Origin of the sequence: Rhodoferax ferrireducens T118 (genome assembly GCF_000013605.1) — a bacterium.
GTDB lineage: Bacteria > Pseudomonadota > Gammaproteobacteria > Burkholderiales > Burkholderiaceae_C > Rhodoferax > Rhodoferax ferrireducens.
In genome coordinates, this window is sequence record NC_007908.1 from 615,545 (window position 1) to 640,515 (window position 24,971).

Consider the following 24,971-nt stretch of genomic DNA (forward strand, 5'->3'; position numbering starts at 1 on the left):
GTGAAGCGCTAAGGATCCCTAACGCAGGGCGGTGGCGCAACGCCCACCAAAGCGGTCAATTTTAAAGCATCAGAGCGCCCGGCACTGCTGTTCCAGGAAGGTGAACAGAGCCGGTTCATCGCAAAAAATAACATTGAAGCGCAGCCATGGACTGGGCTGTAAATCAGGGCTGAACAAATGCCCCGGCCCGAGCAAAATGTCCTGCTCGGTGGCTTTGTAGGCCAGCTCTGCCGAATCCGCAATGGCCGGGTGTTTGGCCCACAGGAAAATGCCGGCCTTGGGTTCGCAAAATATTTCAAAGCCGATTTTCAGCAAACGCGATGCCGCGCCCTCGTGCGCTTTTGCCAGGCGCTCGCGCAGGTTCTTGACGTGCTTGCGCCAGCGCCCATCCATCAAGGCGCCATACGCCAGACGCTCACTGAACTCCGAAGACGTCAAGCCTGAGATCATCTTGAGCTGGGCCAGGTCTTCCAGCAGATCCGGATTGGCCGCCAGGTAGCCGACCCGGATATTGGGCGAAATCGTTTTGGAAAAACTGCTGATGTAAATCACCCGGTTGAGCTGGTCCAGGCTGGCCAGCGAGGGCCGGGGCTCCGGGTCGAGGTCGGCGTAAATGTCGTTCTCCACCACCAGAAAATCGTATTTGTCGGCCAGCTGCATGACGCGGTGCAGATGCGCCAACTGGGCGACCGACCCGGTTGGGCTCTGCAGCCGGGGCTGGGTAAAAAACAGCTTGGGCTGGTGTTTGATGACCAGACGTTCCAGCGTCACCAGGTCGTAGCCAACTGGCGTGCGCGGCACGCCGATCAGGCGTGCGCCCAAAAAGCGCAAGGAAAACAGCAGATTGGGGTAACCCGGCTCGTCCACCAGCACCGCGTCTCCCGGGCGCACCAGGCGCCGGGCCACGAGGTCCATGGCCTGGCTCGATCCTTGGGTGAGCAGCACCTGCTCCGAACTCACGGCAATTTCCTGCTCGGCCAGCAGGTCGCGCACCAGTTGGCGCAGCGGTGGGTAGCCCTTGGGCTCACCATAGCCACCCAAGTCCACGTCGTCGGTGGCCAAACTGCGCAGGCTGCGGCGCACACCGTCCTGAAACAGCCAGTCACCGGGCAACCAGCCGCAGCCTGGCTTGATGCGCAGTGCCCGGTTTTCAAAAATGCGGCGCAGGTACCACATGGAGTCGAAGTTGAAATTCGGACCGTGTCCGGGCACCTCGATGTTCGACACCGGACGCTGTCTGACAAAAAAACCGGAATGGGGGCGCGACGTGAAGTAGCCCTGGGCTACCAGCCGGTCGTAGGCATCGACCACGGTAAACACGCTGACCCCGTGCGCGTGGGCAAACTGCCTGATCGACGGCGCCTTGGAGCCTGGGCGCAGCGAGCCGTCCTGGATGGCGAGCCGGAACCCGTCCACGATTTGCAGGACCAGGGGCGTCGCACTCTGCGGATTAAGGGAAAACATGGTGATACCTAGGGTTTGTATGTAGCGGTGCTGCTGGCTGCACAGTGCATCGAAAAATATCGCAATCTGTATATGGTAGTCGTGAAGGGCCGGCTCTATATTCGCCTCACTTCATCAACCACCCCAACCTTATTTGGACTGATATGCAACGCGAATCAAACCTGAAAAATGCAAGCTTGATGGCCCGTCGTCGGGCTGCCGTTCCACGCGGTGTTGGCCAAAGCCACGAGGTGTTTATCGCCCGCGGTGAAAACGCCGAAATCTGGGATGTGGAAGGTAAACGCTATATTGACTTTGCCGGCGGCATTGCCGTTCTCAATACCGGGCACTGCAACCCGACGGTGATCGCCGCCGTCAAGGCCCAGTTGGACCTGTACACCCACACCTGCTTCCAGGTTCTGGCCTATGAGCCCTATGTCGAGCTGGCCGAGCGCATCAACGCCCTGGCCCCCGGTGATTTCGCCAAGAAAACGATGTTCTTGAGTACCGGCGCGGAAGCGGTTGAAAACGCCATCAAGATTGCCCGCGCCTACACCAAGCGCACGGCCATCATCGCGTTTACCAGTGGCTACCACGGCCGCACGCTGCTGACGCTGGGCTTGACCGGCAAGGTGGCGCCGTACAAGACCGGCTTTGGCCCGTTTCCGGCAGAAATTTTTCATGCCCAGTTTCCCAACGCGCTGCACGGCGTGAGCGTCGATGAATCGATCGCGTCGATTGAATCGATCTTCAAGAACGATGTCGAAGCCAGCCGTGTCGCGGCCATCATTGTGGAGCCGGTGCAGGGCGAAGGCGGCTTCAACGTGGCGCCGCCAGAGTTCCTGCAGCGCCTGCGCGCGCTGTGCGATCAGCATGGCATTTTGTTGATTGCCGACGAGATTCAAACCGGCGCTGGCCGCACCGGCACCTGGTTTGCCGTCGAGCAAAGCGACGTTGCGCCTGACATGATCACGCTGGCCAAGTCCATGGCCGGTGGTTTTCCGATCTCGGCCGTCGTGGGCCGCGCTGACGTGATGGACGCGCCCGCGCCCGGCGGGCTGGGTGGCACGTATGCGGGAAGTCCCTTGTCGTGCGCCGCCGCGCTGGCGGTATTGGAGGTGTTCAAGCAGGAAAACCTGCTGGACCGCAGCCGCCAACTGGGCCTTCGCCTGACCACCAGCCTGAAAAAAATGGCCGCCAGCCACCGCTGCATCGCCGATGTGCGGGGCCTGGGTGCGATGGTGGCGATTGAGTTGTGCAAGGGGGGTGACATCCATCAGCCCGATGCCGACATGGCCAAACGGCTGGCAGCCGAGGCCACCCAGCGCGGGCTGATCCTGTTGACCTGCGGCACATATGGCAATGTCGTTCGTATTCTGGTGCCTCTGACGGCCAGTGATGCCATCGTCGATGAAGGCCTGGCCATCATCGACGCTTGCCTGACCGCCATTCAAGCAGTCTAATCAACATCCAAGTCGTCCATCGGGCATGCATGTTGCTTAATTGACTACAGCCGCATACCCTTTATTTTGTTCGCCCCTTGAAACGCTGAAAGGCCGCTACATAACATGTCGTCCCAAGAACTCGTGAAATTTGCCGGCGTTGAAAAAACGTATGACGGCAAGACCCTGGTGGTGCGCGATCTCAACCTTGACATCCGGGCTGGCGAGTTTCTCTCACTGCTGGGTCCCTCGGGCTCCGGCAAAACCACCACCCTGATGATGCTGGCCGGCTTTGAGTCGCCAACGGCGGGCGAGATTTTTTTGAACGGCAAACCCATCACCCGCACGCCACCGCACAAACGCAACTTTGGCATGGTGTTTCAGAACTACGCACTGTTTCCGCACATGACCATTGCCGACAACGTGGCCTACCCCTTGACGGTGCGAAACTTTAGCAAGGCCGAGCGCGAAGCCAAAGTGCTGCGTGCCTTGGGCATGGTGCAAATGGACAACTTGAGCGCCCGCTATCCGGGGCAACTCTCGGGCGGTCAGCAGCAGCGCGTGGCGCTGGCGCGTGCGCTGGTGTTTGATCCCCAGCTGGTGCTGATGGATGAGCCGCTGGGTGCGCTGGACAAGCAGTTGCGCGAGCACATGCAGCTCGAGCTCAAGGCACTGCACCGTCAGCTCGGCCTGACCTTTGTCTATGTCACGCATGACCAGTCCGAAGCCCTGACCATGTCGGACCGGGTGGCTGTTTTCAGCGATGGCATCATTCAGCAAATCGACATCGTGACCGGCCTGTACGAAACCCCGGCCAATCATTTTGTGGCTGGCTTTGTCGGGGACAACACGGTTTTTGATGGCACCGTTGCGGCGACACGGGATGGTCAGTGCGACCTGCGGCTGGCCAGCGGCACGGTGCTGAGCGGCCTCAATGTCAACGCCGCCGCTACCAGCAGCCGGGTGCATGCCTGTATCCGGCCGGAACGTATTGAGGTGCATCCGGCTGGCGCCTCACCGGGCGTCAACAGCCTGGAGGCGAAAGTCGGCGACGTCATTTATTTTGGCGATCACCTGCGGCTGCGCTGCGCGCTCCCCGGCCAAGTCGATGCCACTGTCAAGATTGCGCTTTCCAGCCCGACCGTCCCGCAATCCGGGCAAACCGTTTGGCTGCGTTTGCCCCCCGAGCATTTGCGGGTCTATCTTTGATCCGCTTGCAAACCCTGACCTTTTGCCTTATTACCCAACCCAAAGAGGAGACTCAACCATGAAACTCAAACCCATCGTGGCCGCTTGTGCGCTGCTGGCCTGTGCGGCCAGCTTCGCGCAGACCCAGATTACCGTCGTCAATTTCGGCGGAGCCAATGGCAATGCCCAGAAGAAGGCTTACTTTGAGCCTTATGAGAAAGCCACCGGCAACAAGATTGTTGGCGTGGAGTACAACGGTGAGCAGGCCAAAATCAAGGCCATGGTCGAGGCCAAGCAAGTGAATTGGGATGTGGTGGAGGTCGAGTCTCCCGACGTGACACGTGGTTGCGACGAAGGCCTGTTTGAAAAGCTCGACTACAGCAAGATTGGCAACAAGGCTGACTTCACCCCGGCCGCGATTCATGAGTGCGGCATTGGCACTTTTGTCTGGTCCACCGTTATGGCCTATAACGCCGACAAGCTCAAGACCGCACCCACCACCTGGGCTGACTTCTGGGACGTCAAGAAATTCCCGGGCAAGCGCGCCATGCGCAAGGGCGCCCGCTACAACCTTGAGTTTGCCCTGATGGCTGACGGTGTGGCGGTGCAAGACGTGTACAAGGTGCTGGCGACCAAGGACGGCGCCGAGCGCGCCTTCAAGAAACTGACCGAACTCAAGCCCAACATTCAGTGGTGGGAAGCCGGTGCCCAGCCGCCGCAATTTCTGGTGGCGGGTGATGTCGTCATGACCACCGCTTACAACGGCCGCATTGACGCCGCCCAGCGCGAAGGCAAGAACCTGCAGATCACCTGGACCGGTGGCATCTATGACCTGGACTATTGGGTGATGCCCAAAGGGGCGTCCAACCGAGAGGCGACCCTGAAATTCATCGCCATGGCCAGCAGTTCGAAAGAGCAGGCGGAATACGCCAAGCTGATCTCCTACGGGCCGACCAACGTCAAGGCGCTGACCATGCTCGACGCCAAGGTACTGGGCAAGTTGCCCACGGCACCGGCCAATGCCAAGACAGCGTTGCAATTCAACGTCGGTTTCTGGGCTGACCAGGGTGAGGCGCTTGAGAAGCGCTTTGCCGCCTGGGCCGCGCAGTAAGCCACTGACAGCGAGATCGCCATGGCCCAATCGATGACCCTGGACCCCGGCAAACTGGTAGGCCAGTTGCGCCGGGCCGAGCGCCGCAAGCGCGCTTTTGCGATCTCGCTGACGCTGCCGCTGCTGCTATTTCTGCTGTTCACCTTCTTGGTGCCAATCGGCGCCTTGTTGGTGCGCGCGGTGGAAAACCCCGAAGTCGCCAATACCTTGGGCCACACGGCCAAGGCCTTGTCAAGCTGGAGCCGCACCGCAGCCCCGCCCGCTGTTGCCTACGCGGCCTTGATCGAAGACTTGTCGGCCATCAAGGAGCAATCTGACGCCGGTGCGCTGGCGCGTCGGCTCAACAGCGAAGTCAGCGGCGCCCGCTCCCTGATCATGAGCACCTACCGGGCGCTGCCGCTGGCGCCGGGCATGACGCCCGAGCAGGTGCGCACCCAGCTGCTGGCGCTCGATGCGCGCTGGGGCGAGCTCAGTTATTGGCAGGCGATTGCCAAAAATGCGTCGCGCTGGACGCCTGATTATTTGTTGACCTCGCTGGACCTGAAGCGTGATGTGCAGGGCCACATCACGCAGGTGGATGCCGACTCCGCTGCGTTTGCCAACATCCTGGTTCGCACCTTCAAGATCAGCGCCATCGTCACCTTGTTTTGCCTGCTGCTGGGGTACCCGCTGGCCTACTGGCTGTCGATCCTGTCGACACGCAAAGCCAATATGCTGATGATTCTGGTGCTGGTGCCGTTCTGGACCTCGATTCTGGTGCGGGTGGCCGCCTGGATCGTGCTGCTGCAATCCAATGGGCTGGTGAACCGCTCGCTGATGGGCTTGGGGTTGACCGATGCGCCCTTGCCGCTGCTGTTCAATCGCCTGGGCGTGATCATCGCCATGGTGCACATCCTGCTGCCGTTCATGATCTTGCCGCTCTACAGTGTGATGAAGTCGGTGCCACCGACTTACCTGCGGGCGGCAGTGTCGCTGGGCAGCCATCCGCTGGCGGCGTTCTTTCGGGTTTATGTGCCGCAAACCTGGCCCGGTGTGGGGGCCGGTGGTTTGCTGGTGTTTATCCTCAGCATTGGCTATTACGTGACGCCCGCACTGCTGGGCGGCGCGGGTGACCAGATGCTGAGTTACTACATTGCCCAGTACACCAATGTCAACGTCAACTGGGGCATGGCGTGTGCGCTGGGGGCCGTGTTGCTCACGGCCACGCTGGTGCTGTATGCCCTGTACCGCCGTGTCGTCAAGTCCGAACTCAGTCTGGGGTAAGCCTGATGCGATTGTTTCCATTGCCTACTGTCTCCGAGCGTCCGGCTGGCGCTGTGCCTTCGGCCCACCCGATCATGCGGGCACTGGCCACCCTGGCCGCATTCGCCCGCCTGCCCACCTTCCCCGCCTACGCCACGCCGGCTGACAAGGTGGGCTGGTACGCGCTGCGTGTGCTGTGCCTTGGTGTTTTGCTGTTTTTGCTGCTGCCGATTCTGGTCATCATGCCGCTGTCGTTCAGTTCCAGCTCGTTTTTGTCTTACCCGATGCCGGGCTGGTCCATGCAGTGGTACGACAATTTGTTCAGCTCCGACGAATGGGGCCGGGCCACCCGCAACAGCTTCATCGTCGCGCCTCTGGCCACCTTGCTGGCCACGGTACTGGGCACCCTGGCGGCCGTCGGCCTGGCCCGCGTCCAGTTCTTTGGCAAGGGTGCGCTGATGAGTCTGCTGATCGCCCCGATGGTGGTGCCGATTGTGGTGGTGGGCGTTAGCACCTATCTGTTTTTCGCCAAGATTGGCCTGGCTGACACCTACCTCGGCCTGATTCTGGTGCATGCCGCGTTAGGCGCGCCGTTTGTGCTGACGACCGTGCTGGCCACGCTGCAGAACTTCAACAACAACCTGGTGCGGGCCAGCCAGAGCCTGGGCGCCAATCAAACGCAAACCTTTTTTCGCATCACCTTGCCGATCATTGCGCCGGGCGTCATTTCAGGTGCCCTGTTTGCCTTTGCCACGTCGTTTGACGAAGTGGTGGTGACCTTGTTTATCGCCGGCCCGACCCAGGTGACGCTGCCGCGCCAGATGTTTACCGGCATCCGGGAAAACATCACGCCCACCATTGCCGCTGTCGCCACTTTGTTGATTATTTTTACCACCACCCTGATGCTGGGGCTGGAATGGCTGCGCGGCAGAAGGCGCTGAAAATGGCGCCGAAAAATCAACCCTTGTCCGGCAACGCCATGCCGCGTTTCGGCGGCATCGCCAGCATGTTGCGCCTGCCTGTTTCCAGCTCCCCCGAGGGCCTCGATGCAGCCTTTATTGGCGTGCCGCTGGACATCGGCACCTCGCACCGGCCCGGTGCGCGTTTTGGCCCGCGCCAGATTCGCGCCGAGTCAGCACTGATCCGGCCCTACAACATGGCGACCGGCGCGGCGCCGTTTGACACGCTGCAAGTAGCGGATCTGGGCGATGTGCCGATCAACACCTATTCGCTGACAAAATCGCTGCCGATCATCACCAATTTTTACCGGACGGTGCTGGAGGCCGGTTGCACACCCCTGACCTTGGGTGGTGACCACACCATTGCCCTGCCCATCCTGCGCGCCATGGCGGCCAAACATGGCCCGGTCGCGCTGGTGCATGTGGATGCCCATGCCGATGTCAACGAAGAGATGTTTGGCGAGCCGGTGGCACACGGCACACCGTTTCGCCGGGCGGTTGAAGAAGGTTTGCTGGACTGCCACAAGGTGTTTCAGATTGGCCTGCGCGGCAGCGGCTACGCGTCCGACGACTTTGACTGGCCCCGGCAGCAGGGCTTTACGCTGGTGATGGCCCACGAGGTCTGGTACCAGTCACTCGCGCCCCTGATGGCCAATATCCGGGCCCACATTGGCCAGACCCCGTGTTACCTGAGCTTTGACATCGACGGTATCGATCCGGCGTATGCCGGCGGCACGGGCACGCCGGAGATAGGTGGTTTGACTGTGCCGCAGGCCCTTGAGATCGTTCGTGGCTGCTCGGGTCTCAACCTGATCGGCTGCGACCTGGTTGAAGTCTCGCCTGCGTATGATGTGAGCGGCAACACCGCCCTGCTCGGGGCCAACCTGTTGTTCGAGATGCTGTGCGTGCTGCCAGGCGTCCTCAGACGCTAGCTATTTTGTAGCTGTTGGCGCTTATTCCGTAAGGGCTAGAGCCTTATTTCTTATAAACATACAGGAGTTTTCATGTCAGCTTTGCTTTCACCTCTTTCCCTGCTCAAAGATCCCACTCTTCTGAAAACCGATGCCTTGATCAATGGCCAATGGGTCAGCGGCTCAAGTCGTTTCGCTGTCACTGACCCGGCCACTGGCGCGCACCTCGCCGACGTCGCGAACCTGGGACCGGCGGAGGCTGAAACAGCCATTGCGGCTGCCAACGCCGCCTGGCCGGCCTGGCGCAACAAAACCGCCAAAGAGCGCAGCATCATTTTGCGCAAGTGGTATGACCTGATCATGGCGAATCAGGATGACCTGGGGCGCATCATGACCGCCGAAGAAGGCAAGCCGCTGCCCGAGGCCAAAGGCGAAATCGCCTATGGCGCCAGCTTTGTGGAGTGGTTTGCCGAAGAAGCCAAACGCATCAACGGCGAGACCTTGCCGCAGTTTGACAACAACCGCCGCCTGCTGCTGCTGCGCCAGCCGATTGGCGTCTGCGCCGCCATCACGCCGTGGAACTTTCCGATGGCCATGATCACACGCAAGGTCTCGCCCGCGCTGGCGGCGGGTTGCCCGGTGGTCATCAAGCCGGCCGAATTGACGCCCTTGAGTGCGCTGGCTGTTGCCGAGCTGGCTTTACGCGCCGGTATACCGGCTGGGGTGCTGAACGTCATCACCGCTGACGCCGACAACTCCATTGCCGTGGGCAAGGTTTTTTGCGCCAGCGACGTGGTGCGCCACATCAGCTTCACCGGCTCCACCGAAGTGGGTCGCATCCTGCTGGCGCAGTCGGCGCCCACGGTCAAAAAACTCTCCCTGGAGTTGGGCGGCAACGCACCCTTCATCGTCTTTGACGATGCCGATATTGACAGCGCGGTGGAAGGCGCGTTTGCCAGCAAGTACCGCAATGCCGGGCAAACCTGCGTCTGCTCCAATCGTTTCTATGTGCAAGAGGGTGTGTATGACGAATTTGTGCAGAAGTTCGCCGCCAAGGTCAAGACCGCCAAGGTGGGTAACGGCTTTGAGGAAGGCGTCAACCAGGGGCCGCTGATTGAAGAAGCTGCACTGCTCAAGGTCGAGCGCCATGTGCAGGATGCGTTGCTAAAAGGTGCCCGTTTGCTCACTGGCGGCCACCGCTTGCCGGGCCAGTTTTTCGAGCCTACGGTGATGGCAGACGCCACGGCCGACATGCTGTGCGCGCGCGAGGAGACCTTTGGCCCGTTTGCGCCGGTGTTCAAGTTCAAAACCGAGCAGGATGCGATTTTTGCTGCCAACAACACCGAATTTGGTTTGGCCAGTTACTTCTACAGCCGCGACGTGGGCCGCATCTTCCGGGTCAGCGAGGCGCTGGAGTACGGCATGGTCGGCATCAACGTTGGCATTCTGGCCACCGAACATGTGCCGTTTGGTGGCGTCAAGCAGTCCGGTCTGGGGCGCGAGGGTTCGCATTTGGGCATCGATGACTATGTGGAGATCAAATACCTCTGCATTGGCGACATCCTCAAATAAGCCGCGCTGCTGACCGGGGTACTGAGCGGCCTGATGCGACCGGCTCTGACAGCCGTCAACGCGGCTGCACGTGAACGCTCATCCCGCCAGCTTGACCATGCCGGCCACCAATGCAGTACAGCCTAAAAATAGGGCGAGAGCCCATGTACGGGACCCGAGGTCATCCCTCGAACTCATGACGGCGCTGTCTGTTTCCTTGTCCCCCAGTAGCATGGGCAGCACAAGATTTTGGCGCTTCTTGAGGTGGTAAAAAAAGATGGCGCTGAGGTGCAGCACCACCAAACCGATGAGAACCCATCTGCCAATAGCCGCATGGTAAAAAGTGGCGAAACTCACGACCGCGTTGGAGACAAATTGGCTTAAGGGGCCGGCGTTTGCAATTTCGTCGTCGCTGACCAACCCGGTCATGACCTGAAGCAGAAGAAAACCCAGCATGGCAAACACCGAGCCAGAGCCCAGCGGGTTGTGTCCAACGGTGTGCTCTGGCAGGCCGCGACCTTTGACGTAGGCCAGGATGGCGGCGGGTGCATAGATGAAAGAGGTAAAACGTGACCATCTTCCTCCCACCAGACCCCAAATGATGCGGAACAACAGCAGACTGAGCACCGCGTAACCCGATCTGAAATGCCAGGCCATTGCATCGCCGCCAATCTGAGCGCTTGTGATCAAGCCCATAAAGCAGACGACCAATCCCCAATGGAAGCACCGGGTTGGCAAATCCCATACCCTGACTTTGTGCGACATGGGTGGCCCCTTCAATGTTGATCAAAACTTGCAGTCATTTTGCCGGAAACTGAACAAGCTTTTCTTCGAGCAATCGGCGATAAAAACTGCGCGCGCCCGCCGGTCTTTTCTGGCCCGGTGGTATTAGCAGGATTTTTTGATCACCATTACACTGATCGACCCGAATAAGCCATAACCATCCCGAGGAAGAAATCGCCATGAAAAGTAGCACCCTGTTTGTTCTCGCTGCAACCGTCGTCGCCTTCAGCGCACCAGCCTGCGCCCAGTTCGCCAAACCGGAAGATGCCGTTAAATACCGCAAAAATGCCTTGTTTGTCATGCAGCAGAACTTCGGCCGTTTGGGCGCCATGGCAACGGGTAAAGCGCCGTTTGATGCCAAAGCTGCCGCTGACAGTGCGGCGGTCGCCGAGTTCATGTCCAAGCTTCCCTGGGGCGCCTTTGGTGAGGGGACCGACAAGGGTGAAACCCGGGCCAAAGCAGAGATTTGGAAGGAGCCCGCCAAATTCAAGGAATACGCCGACAAGATGCAGGCTGAAATGACCAAACTTGCCGCCGCTGCGAAAACCGGCAGCCTGGATAACATCAAGACGGCGGTGTCTGCCACGGGCGGCACTTGTAAGACTTGCCACGACGCTTATCGAAAAGACTGACGCTGCAAATTGGTCTTTGGACCCTGCCACAGACCAGCGACCCGGCGTCCTCAGGTCCTTGACTGTGACGGGGCGCAAGAAAACCCCGGGCGCAGGGCTGACAGAAATACAGCTTGTTCAGGTCACTCCGGGCACTATTTGGGTGGGCCCGATGGCACCCCACGCCGATTGTCCGCCTGCAAAAAGTCATAATCAGTCCATCTCAGGGTTTCTGGACCGGGCGTGGCCTGTATTGCAGTGCGTGGCCGGTCTTGCTAAGTTAAATAAATGAACAACGGCATTCTTATCATTGCTCATGCGCCACTGGCCAGTGCGTTGCGCCAGTGCGTGCTGCATGTATTCCCGGATGCCGAGGCGGCCGTCGCGACGTTTGACGTGCAGCCCAATACGCCACCCGAAGAAACGCTGGCGGGTGCCAGGCAGGCCCTGGCCTTGCTGAATGTGCCGCAGACACTGGTGTTGGCCGACGTGTTTGGGGCCACCCCCTGTAACGTGGCGCAAAGGCTGGTCGATGGCGTGAACTCAAAATTAGTTGCCGGGGTCAACCTGCCGATGCTGCTGCGCACCGTCACCTACCGCGGTGAAACCCTGGATGCCATGGTGGCGCGGGCTCTGGCGGGTGGCACGCAGGGCGTCATGCCGGTGGCGACGACGGCGCCGCAGAATCAATTGAGGAAAAAAAGTGATCAAAGCAAGCACGACCATCAGCAATAAACTGGGCCTGCATGCGCGGGCCTCAGCCAAACTCACCAAGCTGGCGGGCGGTTACCCATGCGAAGTCTGGATTGCCAAGGGAGAGCGGCGCGTGAACGCCAAGAGCATCATGGGCGTCATGATGCTGGCGGCAGGCAATGGCAGCACGGTGGAAATTGATGCCAGCGGTGAGCGCGAACAAGAGGCCCTGGATGCCTTGCTGGCGCTGATTGCCGATAAATTTGGAGAAGGTGAGTGACATTTTCCATTCACGGACTCGCCGTTGCGCGCGGCATCGCCATTGGGCGGGCGGTGCTGGTGGCCTCCAGTCGGGTGGATGTGGCGCATTATTTTATTGCGGCCACTGAGGTTGATGCCGAGATTGAACGGGTGCGTAGCGCGCGCGACGCGGTGGTGAATGAAATTCACCGCCTGCAGGCCAGCATCAGCCATATGGGCCCGAAAGAAGCGCCGCAGGAACTGACAGCGCTGCTCGATGTTCATCTGATGCTGCTCAACGACGATGAACTGTCAAACGGCGTCAGGCACTGGATCAAGGACCGCTTGTACAACGCCGAGTGGGCGCTCACCACGCAATTGGAAGTGATTGCCCGCCAGTTCGACGAGATGGAGGACGAATACCTGCGCGGACGCAAAGCCGATCTGGAGCAAATCACCGAAAAAGTATTACGCGCCATGAAGGGCGTGGCCTCGCCCGTGGTGGTGGCGCCCAGCCGAACGCTGCGCAAGCCCTCGCAACAAGACCTCTTGCTCGACGACACCGTGGATGTGCCCTTGATTCTGGTGGCGCACGACCTGTCGCCGGCCGACATGCTGCAGTTCAAGCAAAGTGTGTTTGCCGGCTTTGTGACCGACGTCGGCGGCAAAACCTCGCACACCGCCATCGTCGCCCGCAGCCTGGATATCCCGGCGGTGGTGGGCGCACGCTTGTCGAGCCAATTGGTGCGCCAGGATGACTGGGTCATCATCGACGGCGACGCCGGTGTGTTGGTGGTCGATCCGTCTCCCATCGTGCTGGCCGAATATGGTTTCAAGCAGCGCCAGGGCGAGTTGGAGCGCGGTCGCTTGACCCGCCTGCTGCACACCCCGGCCGTGACGATGGATGGCCAGAAAATTGAATTGCTGGCCAATATCGAGATGCCGGAGGACGCACTTGGCGCTGTGTTGGCGGGTGCGGTCGGCGTGGGCCTGTTTCGCAGTGAATTCCTGTTCATGGGACGCAATGGCCGACTGCCCAACGAAGAGGAGCAGTACCTGGCGTACCGGCGTGCCGTTGAGGGCATGCAGGGCTTGCCGGTGACGATTCGCACCGTCGATGTGGGCGCCGACAAGCCGCTGGATGAGTCGCAGCAGGATAACGCTCACCTGAATCCGGCGCTGGGGCTGCGGGCCATTCGCTGGAGCCTGGCGGACCCGGCGATGTTCCTGACGCAGTTAAGGGCGATTCTGCGTGCTGCCGCCCATGGCCCGGTGAACCTGCTGATACCGATGCTGGTGCATGCCGGTGAAATTCGCCACACGATGGCCATGATTGACCGCGCCCGTGTCGAACTCGACAACCGCGGTATTGCCTACGGCCCGGTCAAGATAGGCGCCATGATCGAGGTGCCTGCCGCCGCTCTCATTGTCAAGGTGTTCCTGAAATACTTCGATTTTCTGTCCATTGGCACCAACGACCTGATTCAATACACGCTGGCGATCGATCGCACGGACGAGTCCGTCGCGCATTTGTACGACCCCCTGCATCCGGCCGTGCTGCGGCTGGTGGCACAGACCATTGCCGAATGCCGGGCCCAGGGCAAACCCGTGAGCCTGTGTGGCGAGATGGCCGGCGACGTCTCCCTCACCCGCCTGCTGCTGGGTATGGGCTTGCGCAGTTTTTCCATGCATCCGGCGCAAATTCTGGCCGTCAAGCAAGAGGTATTACGCGCCGACGCGGGCAAGCTGACGGCGTGGGCGCAACAGGTGATGGCCGACGACGAGCCGGGTTTGCGCATGACCCGGCACTAGATTCAAAACAGCCGGAACGCCAGCGGTATCAGCAGCGAGGCCAGTACCACCTGCAGCCCCAGCGCCAGCCCGGCGTAAGCCCCGGCATCGGCATTGACCTGCAGCGCCCGGGCGGCGCCGATGCCGTGCGCGGCGGTGCCCAGGGAAAAGCCACGCGCCATCCAGCCCGCCGGGTCGGTCGGGATCTTGAGCGCAGCAAACAAGTATTTGCCACTCAGGGCCCCCACCATGCCGGTGATCACGGCAAACACGGCCGCCAGGGCGGGAATGCCGCCAATCTTGTCGGCAATGCCCATGGCCACCGGTGCGGTGACCGATTTGGGCGCCAGCGACAACACCACGTCCAGGGGCAGGCCAGCCGCCCAGCCCAGCGCCAGCGCCGAGCCGCTGGCCGCCAGGCCGCCTGCCACGGCCGCCAGCAACAGGGCGCGCCAGTGCAGCGCCAGGGCGGCGCGTCGTTCCCAGAGCGGCCAGGCCAGCGCCACCACCGCCGGGCCCAACAGGAAATGAATGAATTGCGCACCGGCAAAGTAAGTGGGGTAACTCACGCCGGTGGCCAGCAGCACGCTGGCAATGGCGAGCACCGTCCACAGCACCGGGTTGGCCCAGGGCGCCTGTTGCAGCCGGACGTACACGGCTTGCGCCAGCACATACACCACCAGCGTGGCGGTCAGGCCAAACAACGGCGTGCTGGAGAGGTAGACCCAGAGCTCAACGAAATTCGGCATCGCTTTTTTTCCTGAACAGACGCAAGGTCAGCGCCGTCACGGCCAGGCCGATCCAGGTCGACAGCGCAATGACGATCAGCATGCGCACGCCGTACTGGCTGATCAGGCCCAGGTGCGTCATTACCCCGACGCCGACCGGCACAAACAGCAGCGAGAGGTGCGACAGCAAAAAGCTGGCACAGGCCGCCACCGGTTCTCGTACAACGGGTGCGCGCAGGGCAAGCAGCAGCAGAAGCATGCCGATGACCGGACCGGGAAAGGGCAAAGAGAAGCCCCGCGCCAGCAACTCACCAATCGACTGCAGCGCCAGCAGCCAGGCCAAACCACGCAGTCCGGTCATGGGGCCTGGAAGCTAAAACCGCGGCAGATCCGGGTGCTTGAGCTGCCCGCCGCGCACCAGCATCTTGCCGTACTCGGCACAGCGTTGCAGCGTCGGAATGACCTTGCCCGGGTTGAGCAGACCTTTGGCGTCAAAAGCGCGCTTGACGCCAAACATCTGTTCGTTTTCCTCCGCACTGAACTGCACACACATTGAATTGAGTTTTTCCACGCCGACGCCGTGCTCGCCGGTGACGGTGCCGCCCATGGCGACGCTGGTTTCCAGGATGTCGGCGCCGAACAACTCCGCCCGGTGCAACTGGTCGGCCTGATTGGCATCAAACAAAATCAGCGGGTGCAAGTTGCCATCGCCCGCGTGGAACACATTGGCGCAGCGCAAATCGTATTTTTTTTCCATCTGCTGAATTGCCAGCAGCATGTCGGCCAGGCGCTTGCGCGGAATGGTCGAGTCCATGCACATGTAATCCGGGCTGATGCGCCCGCTGGCCGGGAAGGCGTTCTTGCGGCCGCTCCAGAACTTCAGCCGCTCGGCCTCGTCGCGGCTCACCGCAAGGGCGGTGGCGCCGTGGGTGCGCAGCACGGCGCTCATGCGTGCGATTTCTTCGTCGACTTCTTGCGGCGTGCCGTCGCTCTCGCACAGCAAAATCGCCTCGGCGTTCAGGTCGTAGCCGGCGTGTACATAGTCTTCCACCGCCGCCGTCATTGGCTTGTCCATCATTTCCAGCCCGGCCGGGATGATGCCCGCGGCAATGATGGCGGCGACTGCGTCGCCGGCCTTGCGAATGTCGTCAAAGCTGGCCATGATGCAGCTCGCCAGTTGCGGTTTCGGGATCAGCTTGACCGTCACTTCGGTGGTGACGGCCAGCATGCCCTCCGAGCCGATGACGATGCTCATCAAGTCATAGCCGGGTGCGTCCAGCGCGTCCGAACCGAATTCAACCGCCTCGCCGTCCATCGTGAAGCCTTTGATCTTGACGATGTTGTGCAGGGTGAGCCCGTACTTCAGGCAGTGCACGCCGCCCGAGTTTTCCGCCACATTGCCGCCAATGGTGCAGGCAATCTGACTCGATGGGTCGGGCGCGTAGTACAAATCATGCGCGGCCGCAGCGTCGCTGATGGCCAGGTTGCGCACGCCACACTGCACAACCGCAGTGCGGCTCAAGGGGTCGATCTTGACGATATTGTTGAACCTGGCCAGCGACAGGGTGACGCCCAGCGCGTGTGGCATGGCCCCGCCCGACAGGCCGGTGCCCGCACCGCGCGCCACCACCGGCACGCCCAGCGTGTGGCAGGTGCGCAGCACCGCCTGAACCTGCGCTTCGGTTTCCGGCAAGGCCACCACCAGCGGGCGCTGCCGGTAGGCGGTCAGGCCGTCGCATTCATAGGGCGTGGTGTCTTCGGGGTTCCAGAGCAGGGCGTGGCGCGGCAAAACCGCTTCCAGCCCCCGTACGATTTGTGCCTGACGCTCTGCTCTTTGTGGCGCAGTCGGCATGTCAGGAGAGAGAGATGTAGTCATGGTGGATTCCACGCGTCAATTCAATAAAGGGTTCAACTGTAGGGGTAAGCCGGTTTGGGTGGTGTGACAAATTCAGAAAATTTTGAAACCGGAATACTATGAAATAAATAGCTTCTTATGTAATAACGACGGGGGCTAGAGGCCAATTTCTTACAAATTTACCGGGAATGAGCGCAGCGGTGCGGGCGCTCGTCAAGGGTACATTGTCACACCGCGGGCGCCGGGATGCGCTGGGTACAATCCCGCCCATTCCAACCATCGGTAGCCCCTATGTTCGACCGTCTAGCCGTGCTGCCGCAATATTTGCTTCCCAAGCAGGCCATCACCCTCTTGGCCGGGCGCGTGGCGGGTGCCCGTGGCGGGAAATGGACGACCAGGTTGATCGAGTGGTTCGTCAAGCGCTACAAGGTCAATATGCGTGAAGCGGCCAACCCGGAGGTTGCCAGCTACGCCACCTTCAACGACTTTTTCACCCGCGCCCTCCAGGCCGGCGCCCGCCCGCTCGCCCGTGCTGATCTGATTTGTCCGGTCGATGGCGCCATCAGCCAGTTTGGCGCCATGGCGGGTCAGCAGATATTTCAGGCCAAAGGCCACCACTACAGCAGCACCGCGCTGGTGGGCGGCGATGCAGCCTTGGCCGCGCAGTTTGACGACGGCCACTTTGCCACGCTGTATTTGAGTCCGCGCGATTACCACCGCATTCACATGCCGTGCGACGGCGTTCTGCGCCGCATGATTTACGTGCCCGGCGCGCTGTTTTCGGTCAACCCGACCACGGCCCTGGGTGTGCCGGGGCTGTTTGCCCGCAACGAGCGCGTGGTGTGTGTCTTTGAGTCCGCGCGCGGCCCGTTTGTGCTGGTGCTGGTGGGTGCCACCATTGTGGGCAGCATGGCCACCGTGTGGCACGGCGTGGTGAACCCGCCGCGCTCCACCGCGGTGCGCGAGTGGCGCTATGACGAGCAGCCTGTTCGATTGAAGCAGGGCGAGGAAATGGGCCGCTTCCTGCTCGGCTCCACCGTTGTCATGCTGTTCCCGAAAGGCCCGCTGCAGTTCAACCCGGCGTGGTCGCCCGGTGCTGCGATTCGGCTGGGTGAAGCCATGGCCCGCCAGCCGCCGCTTGCGTAGACCTGGCCGGACGGCCACAATGCCGGTATGAACTACGAACATGTGCTGGTCACATCCAGCGGCCCCATCACCACCCTCACGCTGAATCGCCCCGAGAAGCGCAACGCGCTGGCCATGCCCGTCATGCGGGAGTTGACACAGGCCCTGCGCGCCGTGGCGCAGAGCGACGCCCTGGGCGTGATTCTGGCGGCCAACGGACCGGTCTTCAGCGCCGGGCATAACTTTGGCGACATGGCCGGTGCCACGCTGGCGCAGGCACGCGAGCTGTTTGGTGTTTGCACCGAGATGATGGACGCCGTCCAGGCGATGCCGCAGCCGGTGATTGCCCGGGTGCACGCGCTGGCCACGGCGGCCGGTTGCCAACTGGTGGCCAGTTGCGATCTGGCGATCGCGGCCGACACCGCTGGCTTTGCCATTCCGGGCGGCAAGGGGGGCTTGTTTTGTCATACGCCGCTGGTGGCGGTGGCCCGCAATATCGGTCGCAAACGGGCGCTGGAGATGGCGTTAACGGGCGATGTGATCGATGCCGCCACGGCCGCCCAGTGGGGCCTGATCAACCGCGCTGTGCCGGCCGATCAGCTTGATGCCGCCACCCTGGATTTGATCACCCGCGCCACCCGGGGCAGCGCGCTGTCCAAGGCGATGGGCAAGCAGGGTTTTTACCAGCAGGTTGGCTTACCGCAGGCGCAGGCGTACGCGCTGGCTTGCGAGTTGATGGCGACGGCCGCCATGACACCGGACGCCCAGGAAGGTATTGCGGCTTTTCTGCAAAAACGCCAGGCGCACTACACGCAGCGCCCGTCGGGCACAGGCGCCTGAGCCGGCCCGCGCCCACAGCGGCTGTGGTGGCGCTTACTTGAAAATCACGGTTTTGTGACCGTTGATCAGCACCCGGTGTTCGCTGTGCCACTTGACGGCCCGCGCCAGCACCTGGCTTTCGGTGTCACGGCCCAGCGTGGTCAGGTCTTCCACCGTCTTGCTGTGGTCGACGCGCGCCACGTCCTGTTCAATGATCGGGCCTTCGTCCAGGTTGGCGGTCACGTAGTGGGCGGTGGCGCCAATCAGTTTCACGCCGCGGTCATGCGCCTGGTAATAGGGTTTGGCCCCTTTGAAGCTGGGCAGGAACGAGTGGTGGATGTTGATGGCCGAGCCGGACAGTTTGCGGCACAGATCGTCGCTTAAAACCTGCATGTAGCGCGCCAGCACCACCAGTTCGGCCGCTTCCGTCTGGATGATTTCATACTGCCGGGCCTCGACCTGTGGCTTGGTGGCGGCCGTGATCGGCAGGTGATGAAACGGCACGTTGTAGCTGGCGGCGAGTTGGTAGAACTCGCGGTGGTTCGAGATGATGGCGCGAATGTCGATGGGCAGCAGGCCGCTTTTCCAGCGAAACAGCAGGTCGTTCAGGCAGTGGCCTTCTTTGCTGACCATGATCACGGTGCGTATGGGCTGTGCGCGCGCGTGCAGGCGCCATTGCATCTCGAAGGGCTGGGCAAACGCTTTAAGTTGCAGTGTCAGGTCTTCATGCGTCAGCTGGGCGCAGGCAAACTGCACCCGCATGAAGAACAGACCGGTGTCCTGGTCGTTGTACTGCGCCGCTTCTTCAATGTTGCCGCCGCGCTCCAGCAAGAAGCCGGACACCGCATGCACCAGCCCCAAGCGGTCCGGGCAGGAGAGAGTCAATATATAAACAGGATTCATGCGGCCGATTGTCGCAGGGCTCAGGGCTCTTTTTTCGACCTGGATGCAGCGGCTGCCGCACTGCGCTGCTGGCTGAAGTCGGCGCAATAGTCCTTGACGGGCGCCGCTCCGGTAGGCCAGATCTGGTCAAAATTGTCTGCACTTTCCGTCTCTTCGAAGGCCGGCCCGGCCTGCAGAAGCACCGTTTTGACCGTCAAGTCCGGTGGCAGGTGCAGCGGCACACCCAGGCTGCGATCCACATGGCCGCCGCCGGCCAGCAAGAGCACGATTTTGCCGCGCAGCGCCGCCCGCGCGACGGTTTGGGCCATGGCGACATCGCGCGCAATCTGGACCCGCGTCATGGGGGCAATCTGGCTCTCGGGCAGCAGATTGCAGTGACCCACGCGGACCTTTTCCTGTTGCGCCTGCAGCGCCGGGCCCGACAAAAGTGCGTCCAATCCGCTCTCTGTCATGGCCGCGCGCACACGTGCAGACGGCAGATTGGCGCCGACTACCGGCACGCCCGCATGTACAGCCGCCATCACCGCCGGGCCGTAAGCCGACCAGGGCCAGCCTTCATTGTTCCAGTGCAGGGCTGCGCGCACGGTGTCTTCACTGGCGTCTGATCCCAGTTTTTCGGTGGACTGGCCCTGGCTGGCCATCTCCAGCGCCAGCACGGCCAGTGTCTGCTGGCCGGCCAACGCTTCTACAACGGCGCGGTGGATTTGCTGATGCTCGGGTACGTCATGCTGCTCACCCAAAAAAATGGCGTCAGCGGGCAGTAGCTGCTGCAGTTGGCTGATGGGCTCAAGGCCGTTTGGCGCTGCGGACGGGCTCAGTGTGGTGCAGCCCAGCAATGCCAACACGGCCACCAGCGCCGCGAGAGGTCTGGCAGCCACCCCAAAAACCGATGGTTCGAGGCCGATTGGCAGCGGGCGCGGCGTGGCTTCAGTGCACCAGCACCGGGTTTTGCGCCAGCTCGGCATATTGCTCCAGCGTGTCTTCCACCTCTTCCTGGGTCGGGGTGTTTTGCTGCCAGGCCGAGATGTGCTGCTGGAACAGTTCCGCCCAGGAGCCGTCCAGATAGACCTCTTTGTTGGCGCGTTTGTCCACAATCTCGAAGCCGTGGCGTGCCAGCGTGGGCACAATTCGCACCGGCTCCGTGCGATCGAGGCTCACGTCTGGCGTTGCATCGGTGGCCACCGCATTGGCCAGCATGTGCGTCACAGAGTAGGTGTCAGAGTCGTAAAGCGTGTGCATGGCAAGAATTATCCCTTAAACGTCTATGCCCTACAGGTGGCGGGGGAGCAGGTTTTTTCAAGGGTCAGGTTTGCGGCTCGGTCACCAGCCACTGCTGGTCGACATAGTCACCGTTGGATTCCGTGATGCGGATGCGGGCCGGCAAATAGTCCAGCGCTGGCGCCAGCCACAGTTCGACTTTCTGGTCAAACGCCTCGCGCGGGTTGCGCAACAGTTTCAAGGTAGCTTGCGGGCCACCCGGCAGGGCGAGTGCTTCCGGCTCGCCCACGGTAAACCGCCAGAGATCGGCAGCGCGCGGCCCGATGGTCTGGATTGTGATTGTGCTGCCTCGCGGGTAGCTTTGCGGGGCACTGGCGAACATGGCGGCGAGTTGCACCAGCACGCTCAAGCGGTCCTGGGCACCGGCCAGCAGCGCCACGTCCGGCGTGTTGGCACTGAAAGTGACTTTGCCTTGCGCCCGATTGAAGTGGGCGGCGACCTCGCTGCGGAACTTGTCGGAAAAGCGCAGCGGCGCCAAACCCTGGGGCGTGATCTGGCCGCGACTGGTTTGCACACGCGCCTGGCCGAAAGCGCTGATTTCCAGCCGGGCCGCGTACTGGTCGCCGGTTTGCTGCCACAGCAGATCGGCGTTAAGCCGATAGGGGAATTTGTTGGCCAGCACCTGGTATTTCAGATGCACCGAGCCGGGCAGCTTGTCGGCAGCGGCCGCCAGTGTGGAGTCGCGTGGCGGGGGCGGCGCGCCTGGCGCCAAAGCCAGTTGATCCGCGCTCGCGTCGGGTGGCGCCTGCGCCGCGGCGTCTTGCGCCTGGCGTGAAACCGCCTCCAGGGGGGGTGGCATCGGCGTGGCTGCTGGCGCCCGGCCTGAGGCGGGCGGTGGCGCTGACCGGCCTGCACTGGGTTGGGCAGGCTGGCGCGGCGGCGGCGCTACGGTCGCAGCCGTGTGCGCGCCTGCTGGCGCTGCCATTTGGGGTGCGACCGGTTCAATCGAGCGGGTGATGAACGCCCGCGGGGCAGGTTCGGCCTGGCTCGGGCGCAGGGCCATCGGGCTGGCCTGCAAGGCGGCCAGGTGCGCCCACAGCACGGCGACTGTGATAGCTGCCATCACCTTGAACGAAAATACAGAATTTACACCTGCCATTAAGCCGTATTCCCCATGAAACTTGCCACTTACAAAGACGGCTCACGCGATGGCCAGCTGGTCGTCGTCGCGCGCGATCTGAGCATTGCCCATTATGCGACCGGCATCGCGCACCAGTTGCAGCAGGTGCTCGACGACTGGAACTTCCTCTCGCCCCAGTTGCAGGACTTGTATGACGCGCTCAACCGTGCGCGCGACAGCAGCGCCAGTGCCGGCCTGGCACGCCACGCCTTCCCGTTTGATCCGCGGCAATGCATGGCGCCGCTCCCGCGTGCCTACCAATGGGTAAATGGGTCGGTTTACCGCAATCCGGCTGCTTTGCAAGGCCCGGCCAGCACAGCCGGCAGCCCGGTGCTGTACCAGGGCGCCAGCGACGATTTTTTGGGTCCGTGTGACGAGGTGCACTGTGCCAGGGAGGCCGATGGCATCGATTTCGAAGCCGGGGTGGCCATCATCACCGGCGACGTGCGCCTGGGCGCCAGCCCGGCCCAGGCGCTCGACGGCATTCGGCTGCTGCTGCTGAGCAACGCGCTGAGTTTGCGCCAGCTGATGCAGGCCGAGTTGGCGCAAGGTCTTGGACCGCTGCAGAGCCGCCCGGCCACCGCCTTCAGCCCGGTGGCGGTGACACCCGACGAAGTGGGGACAGCCTGGGCCCAGGGCCGTTTGGATCTGACGCTGCAATCGAGCTGGAACGGCCGCAAAGTGGGTTTGTGTGAGGCCGGGCCGGAGATGCGCTTTCATTTCGGGCAACTGATTGCGCACCTGTGCAAGACGCGCCGGCTGCGCGCCGGTTGCATCGTCGGCGCGGGCGCTGTCAGCAACACCGATGCGAGCCACGGCTACAGCTGCATCGCCGACAAACGCGCGCTGGAAATCATGCAGGACGGCCAGCCCATGACCGAGTTCATGAAATTTGGCGACACCATTCGCATCGAGATGAAGGGCCGCGACGGCCAGAGCGTGTTTGGCGCCATTGAGCAGGAAATCGTGCCGCTGGAAAAAGCCGCTGCACCGCTTTGACAGGGTGGCGGCCGGCGCGCAAGCTCAAGCGCTCGCCAATTGCCCGGCAAAGGTCTTGACGCCGCGCAGCATCATCTCGATCGACACCGCCACCAGCACCAGGCCCATCAGGCGCTCCAGTGCCACCACAAAGCGGTCACCGGCCACGCGCTGAATCCGTTCGGCCAGCACCAGCACGACCGCGCTCACGGCCATGGTGACGCACAGCGCGGCAATCCATTCCATGCGCCGTTCGGGTGCCTGCGACACCAGCAGCAACACCGTGGCCAGCGCCGACGGCCCGGCGATGGCCGGAATCGCCAGCGGCACGATCAGCGGTTCGTGCAGCTCCTCGGTCGCATCGGACTTGGGCGGCGGGAAAATCATGCGCAGTGCGATCAGGAACAGAATCACGCCGCCGCCAATTTGCAGCGACAGCTCGCTCAAGTTCATCACCCGCAAAAAGCCGCCGCCGACAAACATGAAAGTCAGCAGCAGCACAAATGCAATCAACACCTCCCGCAAGATCACCCAGGGACGCCGCTCGGGCGCCACATGCTTGAGCGCATTGGCAAAGATAGGGATGTTGCCAATCGGGTCGGTGATCAGGATCAGCAGGATGGTGGCCGAGGCAAAGGTGTAATTCATGGCCCCCGCAGGATATCAGGCCTGTCGGGCCTGGGCTTTTTCCAGCTTCTCCTGGCAGGCGATGCAGCGCAGCGCGTCCGGTGCTGCGTGGAGCCGGGCGGCCGGAATCCCAACGCCACAGTCGACACACAAACCGTAGCTGCCGTCCTCAATCCGGCGCAGGGCGGCGTCCAGGCGGTCAAGCTCCTCGCTGTCGCGCGCATCGAGCGCAAATTCAAGCTCGCGTGCGCTACTCTCCTGCGCGGTGGAATCTTCCTTCTGGCCAAAATGCTCGGCGGATGCCTCGGCACGTCCCACCGTGCCGCCGCGCAGGTCGCTGAGCTGCGCCAGCAGGCTGGCGCGCTGGGCCAGCAACTGTTCTTTAAAAGTGGTGTTGAGTTTTTGGGTCATGAGAAAACCTCCGTGGCGATGTGTTGTCATCATGCGCCGCCTAATCAATACAAAGTTTGATGACCGTCAAGCGGCAGACGTTGCCTGAAGGCTGAAAAAGCGGGCACTACAATGCGCCCGATGTCAACTTTGCAACTGCTGCGCCACGCCAGACTTCTTGCCCGCCTCGTGCTGGTGTGGTTTGTCATGTCGGTCGCAGCGGCGATTGCCTCGCCGCTGGTCAAGCCGCAGGCGATGGAGCTGATCTGCTCGGGTGCGGGCGGAATGAAGCTGTTGCAGAAGACCGACGACGGCAGCCAGCCGACCGCCAGCCACACGCTGGATTGCCCCTTGTGCGTTGGCATCGGCGCGCCGCCGCCGCCCCTGGCACATGTGGCAGCGAAGCCGATGCAAGCGCTGGGTTATGTGCTGCAAGGCATTCCCGCCGCCCACATCGCGGTTCTGAGCGCCGCGCCCTTGCCCGCGCGCGGGCCGCCGGCTTCTCTTTAATTCATCAAAAACAATAGCGTCTTGTGAAGGCTCCATGGGGGCTGCAAGCGTATTTGACTGATATTGTGCGGCGGCCTCGCGGGCCTGCCCGTCGTCCGACAGCCGCTTCCGGCTGCCCTTTGATTTTTTAACACCCTGATAGAGAAAATCCCATGAAATTCAAAACACTGATGAGCTCGGTCGCCCTTGCCGCGGCCGCCTTCGCCGCCCACGCTGCTGCCATTGAGGTCGAAAACGCCTGGGTGCGTGCCACCGTGAAGGGCCAGCAAGCCACTGGCGCCTTCATGACGCTCACCGCCAAAGAGGGCGCCCGGCTGGTCGGCGCCTCCACCCCGGCGGCGGGCGTCAGTCAGGTGCATGAGATGACGATGGACGCTGGCGTCATGAAAATGGGCGAGGTCAAGGGCGGGCTGGACTTGCCCGCAGGCAAGGCCGTGGCGCTCAAATCCGGCGGTTACCACCTGATGCTGATGGACTTGAAATCCGCTTTGGTCGCCGGCACCAGCCTGCCCTTGACGCTGGTGTTCAAGGATGCCAAGGGGGTGGAAAGCAAAGTCGAGCTGACGGTGCCGGTGGCGGCCGTTGCCCCCGCTGGCATGGCGCATGGCAAAGAGGCGCCGATGGATCATTCCATGCATGGCAACATGCCGGCCAAAAAGGCCCCCTGAGCGCC

At 62.0% G+C, this 24,971-nt stretch carries 27 protein-coding genes; 16 read left to right on the forward strand and 11 right to left on the reverse strand.

Features of this window, described 5'->3' with window-relative positions; genetic code table 11:
• Nucleotides 1-69 precede the first annotated feature (69 nt).
• A complete protein-coding gene (locus RFER_RS02935) occupies nt 70-1,464 on the reverse strand; it encodes a PLP-dependent aminotransferase family protein (protein ID WP_011462915.1) in 1,395 nt (464 codons plus the stop codon).
• Nucleotides 1,465-1,607: 143 nt separating this feature from the next.
• Between RFER_RS02935 and gabT the strand changes: the two genes are divergently transcribed.
• From gabT to RFER_RS02970, 7 genes are all read left to right on the forward strand, one after another.
• Nucleotides 1,608-2,906 (forward strand): 4-aminobutyrate--2-oxoglutarate transaminase, encoded by a 1,299-nt coding sequence (gabT, locus tag RFER_RS02940; RefSeq protein WP_011462916.1) that lies wholly within the window; start codon nt 1,608-1,610, stop codon nt 2,904-2,906.
• A 105-nt stretch (nt 2,907-3,011) separates the two neighbouring features.
• Nucleotides 3,012-4,094: an ABC transporter ATP-binding protein gene (locus tag RFER_RS02945; protein WP_011462917.1), complete on the forward strand. Its 1,083-nt coding sequence runs from the start codon at nt 3,012-3,014 to the stop codon at nt 4,092-4,094.
• A gap of 58 nt (nt 4,095-4,152) precedes the next feature.
• Nucleotides 4,153-5,184 (forward strand): ABC transporter substrate-binding protein, encoded by a 1,032-nt coding sequence (locus tag RFER_RS02950; RefSeq protein ID WP_011462918.1) that lies wholly within the window; start codon nt 4,153-4,155, stop codon nt 5,182-5,184.
• 21 nt (nt 5,185-5,205) lie between these two features.
• The gene (locus RFER_RS02955; RefSeq protein WP_011462919.1) at nt 5,206-6,447 is read left to right on the forward strand and encodes an ABC transporter permease; all 1,242 of its coding nucleotides are present in this window, start codon (nt 5,206-5,208) and stop codon (nt 6,445-6,447) included.
• A 74-nt stretch (nt 6,448-6,521) separates the two neighbouring features.
• Complete coding sequence (locus tag RFER_RS02960) at nt 6,522-7,367, forward strand: ABC transporter permease (protein WP_011462920.1); 846 nt, start codon at nt 6,522-6,524, stop codon at nt 7,365-7,367.
• Nucleotides 7,368-7,369: 2 nt separating this feature from the next.
• Nucleotides 7,370-8,317, forward strand: a complete 948-nt coding sequence (gene speB / locus RFER_RS02965) for an agmatinase (protein ID WP_011462921.1) — start codon at nt 7,370-7,372, stop codon at nt 8,315-8,317.
• Nucleotides 8,318-8,389: 72 nt separating this feature from the next.
• Nucleotides 8,390-9,868 (forward strand): NAD-dependent succinate-semialdehyde dehydrogenase, encoded by a 1,479-nt coding sequence (locus RFER_RS02970; protein ID WP_011462922.1) that lies wholly within the window; start codon nt 8,390-8,392, stop codon nt 9,866-9,868.
• Between the two features lie 78 nt (nt 9,869-9,946).
• Here the strand turns inward: RFER_RS02970 and RFER_RS02975 are convergent, their stop codons facing one another.
• Complete coding sequence (locus RFER_RS02975; RefSeq protein ID WP_011462923.1) at nt 9,947-10,612, reverse strand: cytochrome b/b6 domain-containing protein; 666 nt, start codon at nt 10,610-10,612, stop codon at nt 9,947-9,949.
• Between the two features lie 197 nt (nt 10,613-10,809).
• Between RFER_RS02975 and RFER_RS02980 the strand changes: the two genes are divergently transcribed.
• The 4 genes from RFER_RS02980 to ptsP all read left to right on the forward strand — a co-directional run bounded on the left by RFER_RS02980 (nt 10,810) and on the right by ptsP (nt 13,986).
• A complete protein-coding gene (locus tag RFER_RS02980; RefSeq protein ID WP_011462924.1) occupies nt 10,810-11,262 on the forward strand; it encodes a c-type cytochrome in 453 nt (150 codons plus the stop codon).
• Nucleotides 11,263-11,529: 267 nt separating this feature from the next.
• Nucleotides 11,530-11,976, forward strand: a complete 447-nt coding sequence (locus RFER_RS02985) for a PTS sugar transporter subunit IIA (RefSeq protein ID WP_011462925.1) — start codon at nt 11,530-11,532, stop codon at nt 11,974-11,976.
• A complete protein-coding gene (locus tag RFER_RS02990) occupies nt 11,945-12,214 on the forward strand; it encodes an HPr family phosphocarrier protein (RefSeq protein WP_011462926.1) in 270 nt (89 codons plus the stop codon). The genes RFER_RS02985 and RFER_RS02990 overlap by 32 nt, the downstream gene beginning before the upstream one ends.
• Nucleotides 12,211-13,986 carry a phosphoenolpyruvate--protein phosphotransferase gene (gene ptsP, locus RFER_RS02995; RefSeq protein WP_011462927.1) on the forward strand — a complete coding sequence of 592 codons (1,776 nt, stop codon included), beginning with the start codon at nt 12,211-12,213 and terminating at the stop codon, nt 13,984-13,986. Before RFER_RS02990 ends, ptsP begins: the two co-directional genes overlap by 4 nt.
• A 2-nt stretch (nt 13,987-13,988) precedes the next feature.
• Here the strand turns inward: ptsP and RFER_RS03000 are convergent, their stop codons facing one another.
• The 3 genes from RFER_RS03000 to RFER_RS03010 are packed head-to-tail and all read right to left on the reverse strand — an operon-like array spanning nt 13,989 to nt 16,569.
• Nucleotides 13,989-14,714 carry an LrgB family protein gene (locus tag RFER_RS03000; RefSeq protein WP_011462928.1) on the reverse strand — a complete coding sequence of 242 codons (726 nt, stop codon included), beginning with the start codon at nt 14,712-14,714 and terminating at the stop codon, nt 13,989-13,991.
• Nucleotides 14,698-15,054, reverse strand: a complete 357-nt coding sequence (locus RFER_RS03005; protein ID WP_011462929.1) for a CidA/LrgA family protein — start codon at nt 15,052-15,054, stop codon at nt 14,698-14,700. The genes RFER_RS03000 and RFER_RS03005 overlap by 17 nt, the downstream gene beginning before the upstream one ends.
• A gap of 12 nt (nt 15,055-15,066) precedes the next feature.
• Nucleotides 15,067-16,569, reverse strand: coding sequence for an FAD-linked oxidase C-terminal domain-containing protein (locus tag RFER_RS03010; RefSeq protein WP_041790081.1), 1,503 nt, complete (start codon nt 16,567-16,569; stop codon nt 15,067-15,069).
• 270 nt (nt 16,570-16,839) lie between these two features.
• Between RFER_RS03010 and asd the strand changes: the two genes are divergently transcribed.
• Nucleotides 16,840-17,694: an archaetidylserine decarboxylase gene (asd, locus tag RFER_RS03015; protein ID WP_041790083.1), complete on the forward strand. Its 855-nt coding sequence runs from the start codon at nt 16,840-16,842 to the stop codon at nt 17,692-17,694.
• Between the two features lie 27 nt (nt 17,695-17,721).
• The gene (locus tag RFER_RS03020) at nt 17,722-18,513 is read left to right on the forward strand and encodes an enoyl-CoA hydratase-related protein (protein WP_011462932.1); all 792 of its coding nucleotides are present in this window, start codon (nt 17,722-17,724) and stop codon (nt 18,511-18,513) included.
• 33 nt (nt 18,514-18,546) lie between these two features.
• Here the strand turns inward: RFER_RS03020 and purU are convergent, their stop codons facing one another.
• The 4 genes from purU to RFER_RS03040 form a co-directional block, all read right to left on the reverse strand.
• Complete coding sequence (purU, locus tag RFER_RS03025; RefSeq protein ID WP_011462933.1) at nt 18,547-19,395, reverse strand: formyltetrahydrofolate deformylase; 849 nt, start codon at nt 19,393-19,395, stop codon at nt 18,547-18,549.
• Nucleotides 19,396-19,415: 20 nt separating this feature from the next.
• Nucleotides 19,416-20,273 (reverse strand): ChaN family lipoprotein, encoded by an 858-nt coding sequence (locus tag RFER_RS03030; protein ID WP_244095789.1) that lies wholly within the window; start codon nt 20,271-20,273, stop codon nt 19,416-19,418.
• Nucleotides 20,274-20,322: 49 nt separating this feature from the next.
• The gene (locus RFER_RS03035; RefSeq protein ID WP_011462935.1) at nt 20,323-20,634 is read right to left on the reverse strand and encodes a BTH_I0359 family protein; all 312 of its coding nucleotides are present in this window, start codon (nt 20,632-20,634) and stop codon (nt 20,323-20,325) included.
• Nucleotides 20,635-20,698: 64 nt separating this feature from the next.
• Nucleotides 20,699-21,736 (reverse strand): DUF3108 domain-containing protein, encoded by a 1,038-nt coding sequence (locus tag RFER_RS03040; RefSeq protein ID WP_084795563.1) that lies wholly within the window; start codon nt 21,734-21,736, stop codon nt 20,699-20,701.
• Between the two features lie 51 nt (nt 21,737-21,787).
• Between RFER_RS03040 and RFER_RS03045 the strand changes: the two genes are divergently transcribed.
• The gene (locus RFER_RS03045) at nt 21,788-22,792 is read left to right on the forward strand and encodes a fumarylacetoacetate hydrolase family protein (protein ID WP_011462937.1); all 1,005 of its coding nucleotides are present in this window, start codon (nt 21,788-21,790) and stop codon (nt 22,790-22,792) included.
• A 24-nt stretch (nt 22,793-22,816) separates the two neighbouring features.
• Here RFER_RS03045 and RFER_RS03050 read toward each other — a convergent pair whose 3' ends face one another.
• A complete protein-coding gene (locus tag RFER_RS03050) occupies nt 22,817-23,419 on the reverse strand; it encodes a MarC family protein (protein ID WP_011462938.1) in 603 nt (200 codons plus the stop codon).
• A gap of 15 nt (nt 23,420-23,434) precedes the next feature.
• Nucleotides 23,435-23,809 carry a TraR/DksA family transcriptional regulator gene (locus RFER_RS03055; protein ID WP_011462939.1) on the reverse strand — a complete coding sequence of 125 codons (375 nt, stop codon included), beginning with the start codon at nt 23,807-23,809 and terminating at the stop codon, nt 23,435-23,437.
• Nucleotides 23,810-23,920: 111 nt separating this feature from the next.
• On the opposite strand from RFER_RS03055, the gene RFER_RS03060 reads away from it, so the two are divergent.
• Together RFER_RS03060 and RFER_RS03065 are read left to right on the forward strand one after the other, a co-directional pair.
• Nucleotides 23,921-24,298, forward strand: coding sequence for a DUF2946 family protein (locus RFER_RS03060; RefSeq protein WP_011462940.1), 378 nt, complete (start codon nt 23,921-23,923; stop codon nt 24,296-24,298).
• 152 nt (nt 24,299-24,450) lie between these two features.
• Nucleotides 24,451-24,966 (forward strand): copper chaperone PCu(A)C, encoded by a 516-nt coding sequence (locus RFER_RS03065; RefSeq protein ID WP_011462941.1) that lies wholly within the window; start codon nt 24,451-24,453, stop codon nt 24,964-24,966.
• Nucleotides 24,967-24,971 lie beyond the last annotated feature (5 nt).